This is a genomic window from Halocatena marina (genome assembly GCF_023276375.1).
In the GTDB taxonomy this organism is placed as follows: domain Archaea; phylum Halobacteriota; class Halobacteria; order Halobacteriales; family Haloarculaceae; genus Halocatena; species Halocatena marina.
The window spans coordinates 2,238,598-2,256,073 of the sequence record NZ_JALLPK010000001.1 but is presented as its reverse complement, the minus strand read 5'-3'; the positions used below and the strand labels follow the sequence as shown (position 1 = coordinate 2,256,073).

The 17,476-nt window shown below is 55.3% G+C and carries 16 protein-coding genes; 4 read left to right on the top strand and 12 right to left on the bottom strand.

Translation table 11 applies throughout. The features are described from left to right. Positions 1-57 precede the first annotated feature (57 nt). From MW898_RS10155 to MW898_RS10115, 9 genes are all read right to left on the bottom strand, one after another. Positions 58-1,782: an asparagine synthetase B family protein gene (locus tag MW898_RS10155; protein ID WP_248906888.1), complete on the bottom strand. Its 1,725-nt coding sequence runs from the start codon at positions 1,780-1,782 to the stop codon at positions 58-60. Between the two features lie 977 nt (positions 1,783-2,759). After that, on the bottom strand, positions 2,760-3,440 hold the full coding sequence (locus MW898_RS10150) for a DUF7344 domain-containing protein (RefSeq protein WP_264383045.1): 681 nt from the start codon (positions 3,438-3,440) through the stop codon (positions 2,760-2,762). A 62-nt stretch (positions 3,441-3,502) separates the two neighbouring features. After that, positions 3,503-4,426, bottom strand: coding sequence for a glycosyltransferase family 4 protein (locus tag MW898_RS10145; protein ID WP_248906886.1), 924 nt, complete (start codon positions 4,424-4,426; stop codon positions 3,503-3,505). Then, the gene (locus MW898_RS10140) at positions 4,410-5,438 is read right to left on the bottom strand and encodes a DUF354 domain-containing protein (protein WP_264383044.1); all 1,029 of its coding nucleotides are present in this window, start codon (positions 5,436-5,438) and stop codon (positions 4,410-4,412) included. The genes MW898_RS10145 and MW898_RS10140 overlap by 17 nt, the downstream gene beginning before the upstream one ends. Positions 5,439-5,446: 8 nt before the next feature. After that, positions 5,447-6,730, bottom strand: coding sequence for a nucleotide sugar dehydrogenase (locus MW898_RS10135; protein ID WP_248906883.1), 1,284 nt, complete (start codon positions 6,728-6,730; stop codon positions 5,447-5,449). Continuing rightward, on the bottom strand, positions 6,723-8,114 hold the full coding sequence (locus tag MW898_RS10130; RefSeq protein ID WP_248906880.1) for a nucleotide sugar dehydrogenase: 1,392 nt from the start codon (positions 8,112-8,114) through the stop codon (positions 6,723-6,725). The genes MW898_RS10135 and MW898_RS10130 overlap by 8 nt, the downstream gene beginning before the upstream one ends. Next, positions 8,111-8,701, bottom strand: coding sequence for a DapH/DapD/GlmU-related protein (locus tag MW898_RS10125; protein WP_248906878.1), 591 nt, complete (start codon positions 8,699-8,701; stop codon positions 8,111-8,113). The genes MW898_RS10130 and MW898_RS10125 overlap by 4 nt, the downstream gene beginning before the upstream one ends. Positions 8,702-8,896: 195 nt before the next feature. Continuing rightward, positions 8,897-9,895, bottom strand: a complete 999-nt coding sequence (locus MW898_RS10120) for a Gfo/Idh/MocA family protein (RefSeq protein ID WP_248906876.1) — start codon at positions 9,893-9,895, stop codon at positions 8,897-8,899. Next, positions 9,888-10,991 carry a DegT/DnrJ/EryC1/StrS family aminotransferase gene (locus MW898_RS10115; RefSeq protein ID WP_248906873.1) on the bottom strand — a complete coding sequence of 368 codons (1,104 nt, stop codon included), beginning with the start codon at positions 10,989-10,991 and terminating at the stop codon, positions 9,888-9,890. The genes MW898_RS10120 and MW898_RS10115 overlap by 8 nt, the downstream gene beginning before the upstream one ends. Positions 10,992-11,312: 321 nt before the next feature. On the opposite strand from MW898_RS10115, the gene MW898_RS10110 reads away from it, so the two are divergent. From MW898_RS10110 to MW898_RS10095, 4 genes are all read left to right on the top strand, one after another. Then, complete coding sequence (locus tag MW898_RS10110; protein ID WP_248906871.1) at positions 11,313-12,308, top strand: DUF8471 domain-containing protein; 996 nt, start codon at positions 11,313-11,315, stop codon at positions 12,306-12,308. A 2-nt stretch (positions 12,309-12,310) separates the two neighbouring features. Beyond that, a complete protein-coding gene (locus tag MW898_RS10105; protein ID WP_248906870.1) occupies positions 12,311-12,895 on the top strand; it encodes a metal-dependent hydrolase in 585 nt (194 codons plus the stop codon). 224 nt (positions 12,896-13,119) lie between these two features. Then, entirely contained in the window at positions 13,120-14,778 is a 1,659-nt protein-coding gene (locus MW898_RS10100; protein WP_248906868.1) for a twin-arginine translocation signal domain-containing protein, read from the top strand. 130 nt (positions 14,779-14,908) lie between these two features. Then, on the top strand, positions 14,909-15,487 hold the full coding sequence (locus MW898_RS10095) for an MBL fold metallo-hydrolase (RefSeq protein ID WP_248906866.1): 579 nt from the start codon (positions 14,909-14,911) through the stop codon (positions 15,485-15,487). Between the two features lie 41 nt (positions 15,488-15,528). On the opposite strand, the gene MW898_RS10090 is transcribed toward MW898_RS10095, so the two are convergent. The 3 genes from MW898_RS10090 to sod all read right to left on the bottom strand — a co-directional run bounded on the left by MW898_RS10090 (position 15,529) and on the right by sod (position 17,463). Further along, on the bottom strand, positions 15,529-16,350 hold the full coding sequence (locus MW898_RS10090; protein ID WP_248906865.1) for an ATPase: 822 nt from the start codon (positions 16,348-16,350) through the stop codon (positions 15,529-15,531). After that, complete coding sequence (locus MW898_RS10085; RefSeq protein ID WP_248906863.1) at positions 16,350-16,613, bottom strand: DUF5827 family protein; 264 nt, start codon at positions 16,611-16,613, stop codon at positions 16,350-16,352. Before MW898_RS10085 ends, MW898_RS10090 begins: the two co-directional genes overlap by 1 nt. 238 nt (positions 16,614-16,851) lie before the next feature. After that, on the bottom strand, positions 16,852-17,463 hold the full coding sequence (gene sod / locus MW898_RS10080; protein ID WP_248906860.1) for a superoxide dismutase [Mn]: 612 nt from the start codon (positions 17,461-17,463) through the stop codon (positions 16,852-16,854). Between the last annotated feature and the right edge of the window lie 13 nt (positions 17,464-17,476).

Genomic DNA, 17,476 nt, shown 5'->3' with positions numbered 1-17,476 from the left:
CATTTGGTGACAGCAAGAGTGGCGTAATACTCTCAGACGCCGAGCAGTTTTTACATATCAGAATAAAGACATCAATTGGTCTGGGGTATAGCGCGGTTCGCCAGTAGCATACTCGATCCATGTGATAAGGTCATTCATCCGCAGCTTGACTCGTGCAGGAAGTGAGTGTATCTCGTCATAGCCGGGAAAGAGCTTCTGATCGAGGCTATCGGTTTCATAGATTGTATCGAGGTCGACAGCCGACGGGTTCGATGTCGACGACGATCCATTTCCAAACGGTGCTCGGTCTGGGACAATTCGTTCGAGAAACCCCTCGATCGGATGGTGCTGAGAGCGAATCCGGACTGGCGACGTCGGACCGAGAACCGTTGCATCAAGGCGTTCGAGTGCTGCCCGGAACGTTCGCTCCGTCCGGTACTCAGGAGGGGTCGTAAGATGCCACTCGATGAGATCACGATCGGCGGCGATGAAGCTTTCAAGGAAGTGATCTGCGAGGTGTGTTCGGAATGCGAGTGTTGGTGTCTGCTTGATTGAAAAGAGATCGATAGCGTTGTACACCGAATCAGTTCGATCCCAGCACGACTCGAACGACGGTTCGACGAGATCTTTCGGACGTCGGCCCGCGATATCTGTCTCGGAAAATCGATCGTCAGTAACGATCGACTCTGCTCCTGCGCAACCAAACCGTGATTTGACGTGTTGTGTGATGTCGGGATTCGGATCAAGACCATCGAATGTGACGGTTCGACCGAACAGTTCGACCTCGTGAGCAGGGAGGAACTGGCCGCGTAGAAGGGTATCAAACAGTGTTCCGTGGTAAATAGTGTCGGCATCGATTGCATCCGTGTTTCCTCGATGGTGGATGTGAACCGATTCTCGGATGCCCTGCGTGTACTGGATGACTTCTGGCCGAATGTCGAGCGACCGTTCCGAAATTGGGAGCGCCGCGTACTCGACGCCGTGGCGGCCAGCAAGAGTACAGGCAGTTGAGGAAGATCCGACTGTATACGCAGCGTCCAACTCTGGATGCTGTGAAAGGACGATTCGTGAATCACAGCCGGGACCCAACAAGAGCCCTTTCTGCCCCGGAAGTGGGACCCGCCGCTCGATCGCGCGTTGTAACCGTGTAGCGAGTTCTCCGACGTAATCGAACTCCTTCGGGCGGTAGACAAACCGACGGAGTTCACCGACCGAATCCGGCGTAAGGTATCCGTCAAAGGGAATTCGTTTGAGGTCAGTCACGACAGTCGAGTCACTGAACGAGGTACCGAAGTGGATGATTTCAGCGACAGTGCGATCATCAAGCTGTGGATCGGGAATCGTTCGTGCGACTTTCGCGGCGTCGGTTCCAAACGTTCGAACCCCTGGTGCGTCCGTATAAAACGCCTCCCACGAACGGATTGGATCTGTGATGAGGAGCGCATCGTTCTTGTGCTCGACGAATGCGAGATACGAGCCGTTTAGTTCGTCAAATGCGCTTTTACCCGTTTCAGCGTAGCGTTCGAGCAGTCGTTTCGCGGGTGGTTGTGGCGTTTCCTGAATGATTTCTCCCCAAATGAGACAGATACCATCATCGCTCTCATACACCGTTGTTCGTCCCGGGAGACCGTAGCCAACGTCTCGGATTCCCACTGTTGCGGAGTCGCCCTCGATGACGTGGTCGAACTGTTCGATGGCACTGAGCCGTGAGAATTCGGCTCGGTCACCGAAGACACCGAAGAGCTGGCGATTCATCGTCGGTCCAACACGGACCTCTCCTCGCTGGTTATTCGACTGTATCACGCTTCATCGATCTTCGGAAAGGTGTTACTGTTGCAGCCGAAGGCACCTGCGGAGTGGTACGAGGCCAATACAAACCAAAATCGAACGTTCGACCGAAACCCGGAATCAATCGAGTGCACCCCAGTGTAGGCTGGATCAGTTGTGAATTTCATCTCATCTCGTCTATACGATTCGGGAACAGCGGCTGTTTCGTCGCGATCGTCGCTGCGCACGAATCGAGTGAATGGCTATGAGTTCGATATACTGGTGCTCCAAATTGTGTGACAGAGGGCTCCCAAGGCCGTCCAGCATTCCGATTGCCAAGCGTACAACTTCTGTCGCCGACGGCTTCATGGAGGGACAAACAGTATTCTAGGTGTTCAAATTCATATGATGATTCATTTCTGAAATCGTCCGCGATAGATGCGATCCCTTCACACATTGTCCCGATTATCTGCGACGCGCAATTCTCGCGCCTCTATTCAGAGTAGTACACTGGATCAGGTCTTTGTTATATACTGAATAAGGGTGATACCACACGAAAACGCAGATTCTCATAATAGATGCATTCAGGTATTTAATAGGTGAAAATATATCATGGAACTTACGAAGGGTATATTTGGTCACGTGTAAATATCTACTGGGGTGAAAGTGTATATTCGATATACAATCCATTTAATTAGCATTGATATGGTGAATACGAGATGCATCAATAGATAAATAACAGGTGACTATATTTGTTATATATTCTGTGTAATATATCGATGGAGTCTGGAAGTCGTTCAGTTAGAGCAGTATTAATGGCGCTTTTTAATCACATTTGCTAACATTTGATATCATTCTATAATCAAGAGCCAAAAACATATTTTGATTCATTCATGTATGCGTTCGATACCTATCCGAAAAGGAAATCATAGACATAATACATATATTAGTATAGATTGGTGATACTACTTGTACACTGATTGTCTGGTTCCAAAAATAGAGCCGAGATCGGTTTAGTTTCCAACCTGACTGCGTTGTTGGATCGTTAGACCAATCGTTACTGCGACGAACAGCCCTGTGATAAATGTCGCGAGGGCACCCCCAGACATAGCGATGAGTCCGGCAGCCGACGCGGCTGTCGATAGTACACTGGCAAGCGTTGCCGCACCGTAGTACCGGAGGATATCGAGATTTACGTTCGTCGTACTGTTCTCATTTGTGCCGTTCGCTATGCGTTGATTGTCAACGTCTCCATTCGCTTCCGTTCCGATTTCGGCGTTCGACTCGTGGGATGCCTCAACGTTGAGGTACGCCTCAAGCTGGTCAGCCAGTTGTGTTCGTGAGACAATGCCGCGCTGTTGGTCGTATGTGAGCACACCTGCGTCGTCGAGTTTCGGGAGATGTGATTGGTAGAGCGCGATGTATACCCGTTGGCGTTCGTTGGAACCGAGCGCCGCTACTGTCGTATCGTTTTCCCATGCAGCGACTTGCTCTGCGATGTCGCGCATGCTGACCTCTCCGTCTGTGTCTTGGAGATACAACAGCACACGACGACGGCGCTGGTTCTGTAACAGGTGAAATAGTTCGTCTTTGGAAAGCTCGGCCGGCGGGTCCTCCGACTCGAGCGATTCCGGTGTACCATCACCTGCTGATACTGGTTCTGTGTCTGTGTCTGAATTTGCCACTGCGTTCATAGTAGTCACCATCCCTATGTGCCTGGTGGAAGGGTGCCTTCAGTCTGGGATAAGTGTGCGATTCAGTTAAGAACCTTCTGATAAACGCGAACGAGCTCTTGACCAAGTCGATCGAGGTCCCGATTCATACGTGTTCGGCCGTTGGACCGCTTTTCAGAACCGAGAACGTTCGTGAGTGCCTCAACGAGTTCGTCTTCGGTGTCCGCGATCGCGGACGGCTCGATCCCATCGAGAACATCAGTTACAAAGCCAACGTCTCGGGAAACGACGGGAAGATTACAGGCAGCGGCCTCACAGACCGTCATTGGTCCGCTCTCGTACTCAGAGGTCACGAGGAGAGCATCGCTTGCGCTCATATACTCCGGCATCCGTTCATATGGAACTCCGGAAACCGTTCGAAGTGTCGCGTTCGGAACGCGTGAGACGACACGCTCTGCCAGTTCGAAGTTTTTCACCGGACGATCTGGATCATACGGGAAGAGTACACTTTGTTCGTCAGTCGGCCAGCCCACGCGCTCGCGGGCGGCGTCTCGGTCCATTGGTTCAAATAGCTCGGTATCGACACCGAACGGAACGTATTCGTGGGGCACATCGAGCACGCGAGAGAGTGGTTTCGATGGCACGATGACGGCATCGCTCGCCCGTGCCGTGACCCGGCTGACGTGCTTAAGCCAGCGTGGACCCATCATATCTGACCCCCAGAGTGTCAGCACGACCGGCCGCGTGGGTTGGGCAAGCGCAAGTGGGCCGATCAGGCCGTAGTTCGCGTGCACGAGGTCGAAATCCTCCAGTCCTCGGCCGAGCGTCTGGAGATAGAAGCTCAGATACTCTCGGGGGCCGCGCCCCGACTCTCGTGGTCGAGGGACGATGAGCGTTTCACACTCGACGCCGCGCGCTTCGAGCACTTCCACCTGTTGCTGGAAGAATGAACGATTCGAGGTCGCCACCTGCAGCACGCGCAGGTCAGTTTCAGTTTCTGTCGACATCGAGTGTACTCAGTATCACGTCGGTCGTATCGACCGTGTCGTTCAGAAGTCGTTCGCGGCGTGCATCCCAGTCTCGGTCTTCCTCTCCATCGAGAATCCTGACGGCGATTTCGAGCGCATTGTGATGTCTATAACTGCCTTGGCAGTTGTACAACAGGCCGTACCGCGCTTCGATTTCATCGGTGTAACCCATCCGAAGCGTGTTTACGTACACCGCTGGCGTTCCCAGTACTGCGCTTTCGACCGCCATGGTCGCGCCTTCGCCGACGAAGAGATCGGCGTACGCGAGCAGATCGTGCATTCGATGCGGGGCAACCGTCGCACGGTTTGCTTCTAGTGCTTCGGGCAGCGGTGCTTCTGAAGTGATGAGTACACGGGTACCAGTTTCTTCGAGTCTGTCGACCACATCACGGACATCGTCGAATCCACCCTCACCGACATCGTGGGAGGCAGACCACGAGACGACTCTGAGGATGACGAACCGATCGTCCGGGTCGAGGCCAACATCTTCGAGTACGCTCGGATCCGGCTCGAAGCGGTTTGGGTGGAGATAGGCGAGTTCGTGATATCCCGGGTACTGCTCGTGTTTTGTGCCTCCATCGTCGGTAAAGCACGCTGGTGTCCAGATCTCGTCTGCAAACGGGAAGGTGATCTTATTCCCTGGTGCGTGTTCGGTGTCTGTGAACACCACAGTCCGCGCGCCACAGAGTGCGCCGACGTGAGCGACAGCCGTCCCGCCAATTCCAGCCATCACGTCCGGTTCGATCTCACGGGCCCGCTGGAGGAGGCGATACTCCCAAAGCGTCTGTCCGACCATCATCCCTCGAAGACCGCCGGACTGCCCACCGGCGAGGACGATGTGTTCGATCTCGTAGGCTGTGAGGAGATCGATGGCGACCTCCTTATCGCGCGCGAATACGAACACGTCGTGACCATTCGACTTCAATTCTCGAATCGCGTGTTTGAAGAAATGAACGTGTGCCGGGTGCTGAATAGTAATAATATATCGCATCTACGATTTCATAGTCGACTGTAATCGAATCCTGCTTCGGTTGCCCGATCCGAATCGAACATCCCGACGACGTCGACGAGAACAGGGTCGTCGTCCAGTTCGGCCGCCATTGTTTCGAGGGTAAGTATAGAGAAATCGTCGTGCCCAGTTGCGAGCACGACAGCGTCGAATCCCTCAAACGAGAGTTCGTCCTGAATATCGATATCGAACGATTCACGCATGGCATCTTTGTCTGCGTGCGGATCGTAACCGACTACCTCAACATCGTATTCCGAGAGCGCGCGAATGACACCCTGCACCTGAGACGTGCGGATATCCCCAACATTTGGCTTATACGACAGCCCGAGGGCAAGGACGCGCGAGTCTCTGAGCACCTTTCCACACCGGTTGAGTCCTCGAAGCGCCAACTCTGCGGTGTGTTTGGGCATATACTCGTTGACTTCGCGTGCCTGCATGATGAGCTTGGGCTGGTAGCCGACGCGCTCTGCGCTGTGGGCAAGATACAACGGATCGACGGGGATGCAGTGACCGCCGACCAATCCCGGTCGGTAGGGATGGAAGTTCCACTTCGAACCGGCGGCTTCGAGCACCGCGTGGGTGTCGAGGTCCATGTGATCACAGACGATGGCGAGCTCGTTCACGAGCGCGATGTTGATGTCTCGCTGGACGTTTTCTGTCACCTTCGCTGCTTCTGCAGTCTCCATGGTGGGTGCCCGGTGAATACCCGCATCGACGACGGACCCATACAGTGCCACGAGTCGGTCGAGCGTCTCCTCATCAGAGCCACTGACGATCTTCATCGCGTCTCGAAGATCGGTGTCTCCCGGTGAAAGCCGCTCGGGCGAGTACCCCAAGAACAGATTCTCGCCGACGGTCAATCCTGAGTGCTCCTCAACAACTGGGCCGAGCACATCACGCGTGACGCCAGGGTAGACCGTCGATTCGAGAACGACCGTCGTCCCCTCTGAAACGTGTTCACCGACCGTTACTGCCGCACTCTCGACGAACGAGAGATCTGGGTTCTTCGTCTCATCGACTGGCGTCGGCACTGTGATGATGACGTAGTCCGCTCGCTCGATGGTGCTCGCGTCCGTTGTGAACGCAACGCTACTGTCCGCGATTGTCTCATCAGCGTGGTCGCCCGATGGATCGAATCCATCGGAAAGCGCGTCAATTTTCCGCTCGCTGATGTCGTATCCGATTACCTCATACCCCTCTTCGTCGAACGCCAGCGCCAGCGGGAGTCCCACGTAACCCTGACCGACGATACAGATCGTCGTTGTCTCAGACATTGATACCTATTCCTCGATAGTGGATCGAGTCGTGGCCACGTAGGTGTTTCAGTTCTTGCCGACCATCGACGAGAACGAGCCGCCGGTCGGAATCACCAAGCGCAGGAATGGAGAGCTCCTCGAATGCTGCTTGCGGTGTCACGAGTACGCAGGCGTCATATGTAGATAGTTCATCCATCGAAACGAGCGTCGCACCCGCTTTCTCGAACGGTTCGGTGTGCGTGTTCACTGGGTCCACAGCCATCACGCTCGCGCCCGCGGCGTCGAGTTCCTCAATGAGCGAAAGCGCGGGTGTCTTCTCGATTTCGTTGACTCCGGGACGGTAGGTCAACCCGAGTACGAGGACGCGCGCGTCCTCCGGATCGACGCCCTCTGCGTGCAGGCCATCGAGCGCGTGATTCGCCGTATAGCGCGGCATCTCGTCGTTCGTCTCGCGCGCGGCACGCATTATCGGCGTGTCCGTCTCGAACGGCCCCATCAAGAAGTGGGGATAGTACGGAATGCAGTGTCCGCCGACACCAGCACCAGGAATATGAAGATGACAGAATGGTTGAGTGTTTGCCGCCTCGATGGCTTCGGTCACGTCGATGCCGAGTTCCTCGGTCATCAGGGCGAGTTCGTTTGCGACCCCGATATTCGTATCACGGTAGACACCCTCGAACACCTTCACCGCCTCGGCGGTCGTCGCATCCGAGACCGGTATGATCTCGTTCGAGTTGATTTCTCCGTATATGAGCTCGGCGACACGCGTGCTTTCTTCGTCGACGCCGCCGACGATCTTCGGGTACGCGCCGCGAATATCTTCGAGCGCTCGTCCGCTCGACGTCCGCTCGGGACAGAACGCCAGTCCGAATTCTTCGCGCGAAAGACCGCTTTCGCGTTCGAGCAGGGGAAGCAGTCGGTCAACACACGTTCGCGGTGGGAGCGTCGATTCCGCGATGACGATGTCGCCCGGTTCGAGTCCTTCAGCGATAGTGGACATTGCCGAATCCATCACCGAGAGGATCGGTTGGTCGTTCTCATCGACCAGCGTCGGAACGATGACAACGTGAACGCGTGCATTGCGAGCGGCTTCGACGCCGTCGGTCGTCGCAGTGAGTGCCCCGTCGTCGACCAATTCGGCGACGAGATCTGCCAACGCTGGCTCGCCGGTAATGTGACAGTCGCCGTTCTCGATCGCCTCGACCACCGACGAGTCGATGTCGACGCCGGTCACATTTTTGGTTATCTCGCTGTAGACGGCCGCCAGCGGGAGTCCCATCTTTCCGAGTCCTGTGACCGCAACCGGGACTGCTCCGTTCGTTAGTGCTGCTCGCTGCTCGTCGACCGATTTGTCGGAGTTATAGAGCGCTACGCTCTCTGTTGTGGTTTGTGAATCACTCATCGTAACATATTCTCCGGACTTAACTCCTCCGGGAGTGGTTTGTGTGTTGCTGGTGTACCGACTGCAAGCGTATCAGGGGGGACATCTCTCGTCACGACAGAACCGGCGGCAACGAACGTTCCTTCACCGATGGTGACGTCAGGGAGGAGCGTCGCGTTCGCGCCAATCGAGACACCGTCTTCGATGACGGGTCCAACGAGATCGACGTCTCGACGAACCGGGTAGGGATCGTTCGTCAACACGGCCTTCGGTCCAATAAACACGTTGTCGCCGATCGTCGTGTTTCGTGGGATATACACCCCGGTCTGGAGGCTCACGTGTGAGCCGATCGACGTAGCACCGTCGATAACCGTGTCTGTCCCAACGACTACGCTGTCGCCGATCGTCGTATCCTCTCGGACGAGCGCTCGGTGTCCGGTCACGAAATCGTCGCCAATCTGGACATCAGTGTAGATGATCGTCCCTGATCGAACCCGTGCCTGATCGCCGAGGACGGGTGGTGCAGCGTCGTCTGCGTGCTGATATCCGACTGTTGCCTGATCGTCGATGTTGGCGTCGGCACCTGCAACGTAGGACTCACCTGTCATCGTCGCCCCTGTTCCAGTTCTTTGCCTGAGCTTGTGTTCACGTTCAGTGTCGCTTTCATTGTCCTGTTGTAATCCTGTGTGTTCTCTGTACCTGCGATCGATGCATTCTTCGAATCGTATTGTGCATCACAGTTGTAACGTAACCGTGTGGTGTGTTCCGTGTTTACTGCCTCTTACGGCTCGTTTGCCTTCAGATCAGTCGGTGACTGACGAGAACGCATCTCTCGTCTCCGTTGTTCCGGTTGGTTCATCGCTCACCATCCTATCGATCTGCTGGGTGAGCTCGAGCGCTCGGAGACCGTCTTCACCAGTCACGACTGGCTCTTCGCGTTCGCGGACAGCGTCTGCGAATGCAGAGAGTTCGTTTTTCAACGGCTCAGTCTGGTCGATGGAGAGCCGCTCGACGACGTTCGCGTGTCTGTAGTGGATGTCGCCTCGATTGACGAACTCCGGTGTCGACTGACGGTGGATCTCGACTGACTGATCGATGTAATCGAGCTCTACCCAACAATCCGACGCTGAAATGGTGAGCCGTCGGATTTTTCGCTGCGTAACTCGGCTGGCAGTTAGTTGTCCGATGATTCCGGACTCAAACTGCAAGAGTGACTCCGCATAGCGTGCGTCGTGATTCCCGACGGCTTGGACCGACGAAATCGGTGAATCGACGATTGCCAGTAAAATCTCCACGTCGTGAATCATGAGATCCATCACGGCGGTGTCCTCGATCGCCCGACTCAGCGGCGGTCCAAGGCGCTCTGCGTTTATTGCAATAATATCGAGATCGCTGACCATCCCCATGAGCGCCCTGACGGCTGGGTTGAACCGCTCAATGTGTCCGACTTGCAGGATGATGTCGTGCTCGTCGGCACGTTCGATGAGCGCGCGGCCATCTGCTGGGTTCTCGACGAGAGGCTTCTCGACGAGGAGATCGACGCCAGCCTCGATGCATTCGTGGGCCACCTCACAGTGGTATCTAGTCGGAACAGCGACTGAGACCATATCCACGCTGTCGAGCAGCGACTCCACGTCGTAGGCACTCGTACCGTACTGTTCGGCTATGTGCTCTGCACGAGAGATATTCGTATCGGCAATGCCGACGAGCTTGGTTTCTGAGAGTTCGCTGTAGACGCGTGCATGGTTCTGTCCCATACTCCCGACGCCGATGACGCCTGCGCGTAGCGGTTCATTAGACATGGTCTACCTCCAACGATTGGATCGTCTCACCGACCCGATTAATGTCGGTCGATGAAAGCGAAGGATGAACCGGCAGCGAAAGTACTTGCTCTGAGAGCGTCTCGGCGATCGGAAGCGAGACGTCGTATCCGTCGTAGGCCGCAAGCTGGTGGATTGGCGTCGGATAGTAGATCCCCGTCGAAATGTCCTCTTCAGCGAGTGCCTCGCGCACCGCATCACGGTTGCCACACCGGATCGTATACTGATGATAGGCGTGACGACGCTCGTCGGGTTCGATCGGCGTTATCGCTGGTGTCATCGAGAGAAGGTCAGTTAATTGAGACGCGTTCTCTCGGCGGCGCTCAACGTACTCGGATAGTCGTGGTAGTTGGTGACGACCAATGGCAGCTGCGATGTTCGTCATACGGAAGTTGTGTCCTACCTCGACATGTTCGTAACCATACCCGCCCTCTGATCGACCGTGGTTGATGAATCGGCCAGCGGCTGCAGCGATTTCTTCGTCGTTGGTTGTGATCATTCCTCCTTCGCCCGTCGTTATGTTCTTCGTCGGGTAGAAGGAGAAACACGCGACATCTCCGAACGTTCCGACCTGTTCGTCGTGATACTCTGCGCCGTGCGCTTGGGCTGCGTCTTCGATGATTTTCGCGTCGTAGCGCTCACCGAGTTCACGAAAGCGATCCATATCGGCCGCCAACGCGTACAGATGAACTGGCATGATGGCGTCGACAGCGCCGTCCAGCTCACGAATTCGTTCTTCGACTGCATCCGGATCGAGGTTGAACGTCGATGGATCAACGTCAGCGAAGACGGGTTCAGCACCGACGAACCGGATCACGTTTGCGGTCGCAACGAAGGAGAATGGAGTTGTGATGACGGTGTCTCCTTCACCAATTCCGGCAGCAACGAGTGCCGTGTGGAGTGCGGTCGTTCCGTTTGTGGTTGCGACCGCATAGTCCGCGCCACAGTACTCAGCGAACGCCTGCTCAAACGCAGTGACCTCTTCGCCTGCTGCGAGATCACCGGAATCGAGAACATCGAGCACCGCTTTGTGCTCTTTTTCGCCGAGTTGTGGGTCCGCGATCGGTATAGCGTTCACCGTCTCACCCTCACAACACGCACCTGCTCGTCCTGTGCTGTATGTCGTGGCTCAGGTCGATCATTCCCCCGCGACATACGTCGCACTCGCACGCCATTCCGGTGTTGCAGTTCGTGCATTTTTCTCTATGATGTGCCCGTGGCTCTTTATTATAGATCGTCTAATGCGCTGGATGAGCGAACGGTTCACACGATATGGACATTCCTACGCGTTAGGGCACTGACAAACGGTTTCAGATTGTTTTTAATCGGGAGCTATTGTCCGGGAAAGACGGAAACAGTCTAGTGAGTTTTAACCACTTCCAACTGCAAAGTAGGCCAAATGATACGTTGGCTGCTCGATCTCGCTGCTGTTGCACTTCTGGCGCTCTTGGCGGGTGCGGCCCTGTTTTCGTTCAATGGTCCCCTCCGAATCGCACTCGTCCTTCCGCTGATCATGTTCGTTCCCGGCTATGCGTTCCTCTCGGCGCTGTTTCCCGAAGAAAGTAGTCTGTCCCGATCACGCCGCAGTCGGAAGCCGTGGGGTGCTTCTGACTATCCCGGTCGGCAGACGAATCAAGACGATTCGTTTCTGTTGGGAAACATTGAGCGTATCGGGCTATCGGTCGTTCTCAGCCTTGCGCTCGTCTCGCTCGTCGTCTTCGGACTGAATTTCACGGTTGGTTTCGACGCAAGACGGATCGGAATCATGCTGCTTGGATTCACTGGGGCGATGATCATTTTCGCTATCGCGCGACGAATCGTCCTTCCTACCGAAGAGCGCTATTCGCTCGAACTGCCTGCGTTCCCGATGGATACCACGTTCGTAGTGATGTTTGCAGTAAGCCTTCTTATCCTCGTTGCGAGCGTCGGTGCCTTCGCCGTCATGTCAACCACCGGAGATCCGGACACCGACTTTTTCGCTGTCGCGGAAAACGAGAGTAGTGGAAATATCTCGCTCAAGGCTGCCGACGATGCAATGGTTGACGGCCGACCGGCGACAATTGTGATTAATAATCGGGAAAGAAAACAACAACAGTACACTGTCATTGTCGCTCAAGAAACCATCGAAAATGGGGAAGTAGCCGACTCTGAACAGGTGAATACATTCACTCCAACTATTGCAGACGGAGAAACAAAGAAAATAGAAGTCCAGCCCCCCGAGAGCGGGGATCGGGTTGGAATCTATCTCTACAAGGGAAGTGCTGGAGAGCCTTCACGCGAATCGGCCTATCACACCGTGCGATTACCACTATCCTCTGATGAGGATGACGAGGGATCACTTGCTTCGCCCCAAATCTCGAATCCCCAGCTCGTACCCGTACAGGTGACCAGATAGCGATGTGGCCGTGGGGTCACGCAGCGTTCGGATACTTGCTGTACTCGTTCGGCTCGCGGTTGTTCGGCAGCCGACCGAGCGGCTACCCGACGATCGTTCTCCTCGTCGCTACTCAGCTCCCTGATCTCGTCGACAAACCGCTCTCATGGGTCTTTGAGCTATTCCCACAGGGTTACTCGGTCGGTCATTCGGTGTTCGTCGCGGTTCCGCTTGGCATCGCTGTGCTCGCGCTTGCAGTGTGGCGACATCGGATAGAATATGGTATCGCGTTCATTGTCGGGTACTGGTCCCATCTGGTCGGCGACATCGTCCTTGGACTGGTTGGTGGAAATCCGTACACCTTCGCGCGCGTGCTCTGGCCCGTCGTAACGCTACCACCGTACTCGTCTGATCTCAGCGCGCTTGCGCGCATACACGAGTACATATCAGCCTTCCTCTACCTGCTGTCGACGGAAGGTGCCACCGGTCCACTGATGATCGCATTGATGATCTACTTCGGGCCGTTCCTATTCGCGATTCTCGTCTGGCTCGTTGACGGCGCTCCCGGTATCACTGCGTTCAGACGACTGTTCTCGTCTCCCGACTGAGCGATACGTCCGTTTCCGATACAGTTTTTGTATTCTCACGGATGACAACACACATGTATCTGCGGACTTACTAGTATTGTATTACCATATATTCAGACATTAATTTCGATTGGAGATGGCTACAAACACATATACTTTATGGTTCCTATATCTTGAGTGTCTGGTAAGTGGCTGATCGATATAGTAAGCTATTTTGTACAGTACTTCCGTGGTTCCAATGGACTATGCCAGAGAGAGAAGAGGCCAGTACACTATCGCGTCTGTCACCAGACGTTAGCCGCAGATCGTTCCTTGGAACGACGGGGGCTGCAGCAGCCTCGCTTTCGGTATCAGGAACCGCAAGCGCTGCTGGTTCGTGTTCGCGGCAGTCAGGTTCGGAGCTCGATACGTCGGTTGAGGCGCCTAAGAAGGCAGCCACGACCGAAGTCGAGCTAGAGACTGAGGCGCCGGAGTCTCAGTCAGTTCCGGAAGGTGATTACGATAAGGTTATTGACGTAGTTGAAGCCGGTTTGGACAACACCGGTGGCGAGTCAATTTCGTCTCAGCTGTCGGATCTCATGGACGATAACACGCTCCTCAAATTCCCTGAGGGGCGGTACTTCATGGATGAACTCGTCCGGTTTACCGGATTCAAGAACTTCGGAATGATTGGTGACGGCGCGACGCTCGTGCCAGCACCCGCCGACGAGTACAAGACAGAAGCTCGGATGATCAAACTCGGTACGTACTACAGTGCCGGGCAAAACCTTCACGTCGAAGGTTTCACGGTCGATTTCACCGCACCCAACACGGGACTGCGCGCGTTCGATCTGACCGTCACCGACGGCCTGTTTGTTAAGGACATCGTCTTTGAGGGTGTTCACAACGCGGGAACGTGGGGTCCGATGCACGTCGACATCGTCAACTCCGACGGATACGGTGTCGTCAAGAACATCGAGATGCCCGAAGGAGGTATCTTCACCAAGAAAACCGCTCAGGACGCAATGCCGTCCGTTGAGAATGGGCCAACAGGCTTCCTTCTCAGCCCGTACCACAGCGGTCGTCTAGACGTCATCGACAGCGTTATCGGCGCATTCCCGGATAACGGTCTATACGACTCCGAGAGCCCCGGACAGGTCGTTGTCAAGGGCGGTCGGTACCAGGACTGCAACTCAGCATGTGTTCGTCTCACCGGTGACGGAAGTGGTGTCTACGGGGCGAAAGTCGCTATCACTCAGAACCGTGAAGATGATGAGGGTCAGCACGGTATTCGGTTCGATGGTGGAAGCGACCTGAAGATCGTCAACAGTGTGATCGAGCTCGACAAACCGAACGGGCGAGGAATCAACATCCTCCCGAGCGTCGGTTCGGCAACGATCGAGGGTACGAAGATCGTCGCACAAGACAACAATGCGCGCAGCAGCATTGATGTCGTCCACATCGCAGAGGGTGCTGGTGAGGTTCTCATCAAGGGTGGGTCCCTGACGCAGAACCACGCGGGTCAGGCACTGCAGATTCTGGACGGCGACGCTCCTGTTGTCGTTGAGGGTCTCAAGGTGACCGGCGATGCATCCGGCGAAACGGGTGGTCGAAACGCGATCTACTGCAAGCGCGGTGGATGTGAGTTCCGTGATCTTGATGTTGATCTCCCTGGTGGCGGACACCGCCGGGCACTCGGTATTTTCGCAGACGACGTTCTCGTCGATGGCGGCGAGTACGCGTCTAGCGGTCGCCCGCTCACAATTGAGGGCAGCGGCGTACTAGTCAAGAATATTACTGCTGGTGCCTACGATGGCGACGTCGCCGTTGATGTTGTTGATGGTGCTGCTGAATTGGTTAATAACACCCTTTATGAGGGTATTTCCGGTTCGCAGGTTGCTACGAGCGGCAACAAGTATCCATAACGTAGCATAATCATCGAATACGTCGATTTTATTCGTCTTTTTTAATTTCCCAGAACACGATAGTCGTAGCTTTCGGAGTTTCGAGTTCGGAGTCGATATACACAAACGAGTACCGTTCATATCGACGCGTATGATCACCAATCTCGCACGGGGTGTTCAGGGATTTACGAGCAATGCGTTTCTCGTGACCGGCGACCGGACTGTCGTCGTCGATCCTGGGAATGATTTCGACGCTCCAAGTCGGATCCGAGAGCACGTCGACGATATCGATGCAGTCGTTCTCACGCATACCCACCCTGATCATGTGGGAAACCTCTCCAGTGTGAAAGACGCGTTCAGTGTCGAGGCGTGGGGCTTCGATACCGCCCAGACAGGCGTTGACAACGCTATTTCCGATGGTGAACGCCTCTCATTGGGCGATCACACATATACTGCACTCCATACACCGGGACACAAGGACGATCATCTCTGTTTTCACGCTTCTGGACCGGGAGTCCTGTTTGCTGGCGATCTCATCTTCGCTAACGGGAGCTTCGGACGGACAGATCTGGACGAAGGCAACCGAGAGCAGCTCATTCAAAGTATCGAACGAGTGCTCGATACAGCTGATAAAACCCTGAGCGAGATGCACACTGGCCACGGACCAAGCGTGACGACAGAACCGTATCGTGATATCGAACGCGCGAAACAGGCAGCACAGATCTACTGAGCCGATCCATCGGTTTCGTTCGGCAGGGTTGGGTTCAGTGTTCAACCGAGCGCTGTTGTCACCAACGCTTCGTACGCTGGGGCATACGTATCCGCTATTCGCTCTGGTTTCGTCCGTGTCTCGCTTTCGAGCGCTGGGAGTTCAACGGTTGCTCGTGGCTCGATAAGACCGAGTACTCGATCGACGCGGGTTTCGAGTCGCCCCTCGCGGGCACTCCCACTCGCAACCTCACACGCATTCGCATACCGTTCGCCGTCATAGATCCGCGCCCGTCTCGGCTCGACGACTGCGACGGCATCGGTTGTGAGTCCTGTGAGCGGTCGGGCAATGTCCCCGTACGATTCGATCACAGCGCGGTCGGCCGATTCAATTCGCTCACTAATCTGCTCTAGTGCGCGCATATGAACGCGCTTCATCACATCATTAAACTCGGTGAGTGACTCGACCGTAATCGCAGACGCGAGCGAAAGCCCCGTTTGAACCGACTCCGGAAGCTCGACGGTTCCGTTCACAACGTACGTTGGTGTTTCAGCTTCGCCTGTTCCAACCCGGTCAACGACAAACTCGCGGTCTGAACGGTCGAGGAGTCCTTTTTTAGAACCGGGAGCAGGTCGCCAGAGCCGGTGAATCGGATTGAGATCTTCAGGCGTAAGACGGGTCGTACTCGCTGCAGCGAGCCGTCGAGCGTCTTTCCCGTAGAGACGACCTCGTTCGATGGCATCCCGGTAGTCGTCGTGGTCGAACCAGTAGTCGTTGCCAGCACGTGGCTTGAATCCAGTGCCACTGATGTAATCGAGCAGTCCGACTGAAAACGTCGTCTTTCCACCATCAACCCGCGCGTTGCTGGCGACGAGCAGATTCATTACGCCAACCCGTAGTACCCCGGTTCGTCGTCGGCTGTTGGCTTGGCGAACACGAACGATTCAGCGTTGACCATTATCCACGGAATAGCCCAATCTAAGAGAACGGCCTCCGTTTCGGCATCGAGGTCTCGCTCTGGATCAAGTCCCTGTAACAGCCGTGCGATCTCGTACGTGGTGTACATCATATCGGCGTCAAGCACGTCCTCGGGCGCTTTAAAATCGAGAGGACGAACGTGCTCGAACGCATCTTTCGAACGTGGCATAGCGGTCTTGACACTCTCCCACGACTAAAATTGTAGGATTCCGTCGTCGATCTGACGTAGCCATCGATCGGAGCCGATTTGTCTGTGCGCATAACCGATCGAAATCTATACCTTCTGATACGAAGCCGTTGTATCAATGCTATCAGTCTCTCCCGAGAATAGAGTCCAACAGTGTCACACTGATTCTCTTCAGCTGCCCAAAAGAAATCGAAGATTGACGACCCCGTCTGTAACGCGCTTATTCGAAGGTCGAGACAACCGTCTCGTACTCTTCTGCGGTGTTGTCCCAGTCGACGACTTCGAAGAAGGCGTCAATGAACGAACCACGGTCCGGTCCGTAGTCGTAGTAGTAGGAGTGTTCCCAGACATCGAGCGCGAGAATGGGGTGTGCGCCCCACAACGCACCTTGGTCGTGCTTGTCGACGGCAACGTTGCGAAGTTGCTTTGCGACGGGATCGTAGACCAGAAGCGCCCAGCCGCCCGCGGCACTCGCAGCGGCCTCGAACTCGCCTTTCCAACCTTCGTAGGAGCCAAAGTCCTCCTCGATGCGCGCAGCGAGTTCACCATCCGGCTCGCCGCCGCCGTTCGGGGACATGTTCTCCCAGAACAACGTGTGGAGATAATGACCACAGCCGTTGTGGGTAACGTTAGAGAGTGCGCCTCCGGTTGTACCGAAGTCACCACTCGCACGGTTCTCTGCAAGCGTTTCCTCGGCGCTTTCGAGACCATTTACATACCCCTGATGGTGGGTGTCGTGGTGCCATGTGAGCACTTGTTCGGAGATATGCGGCTCAAGAGCGTCGTAGTCATACGGGAGCGGTGGCAGTTCGGGATTAGAGTGTTCAGCCATCGTATATCACCTC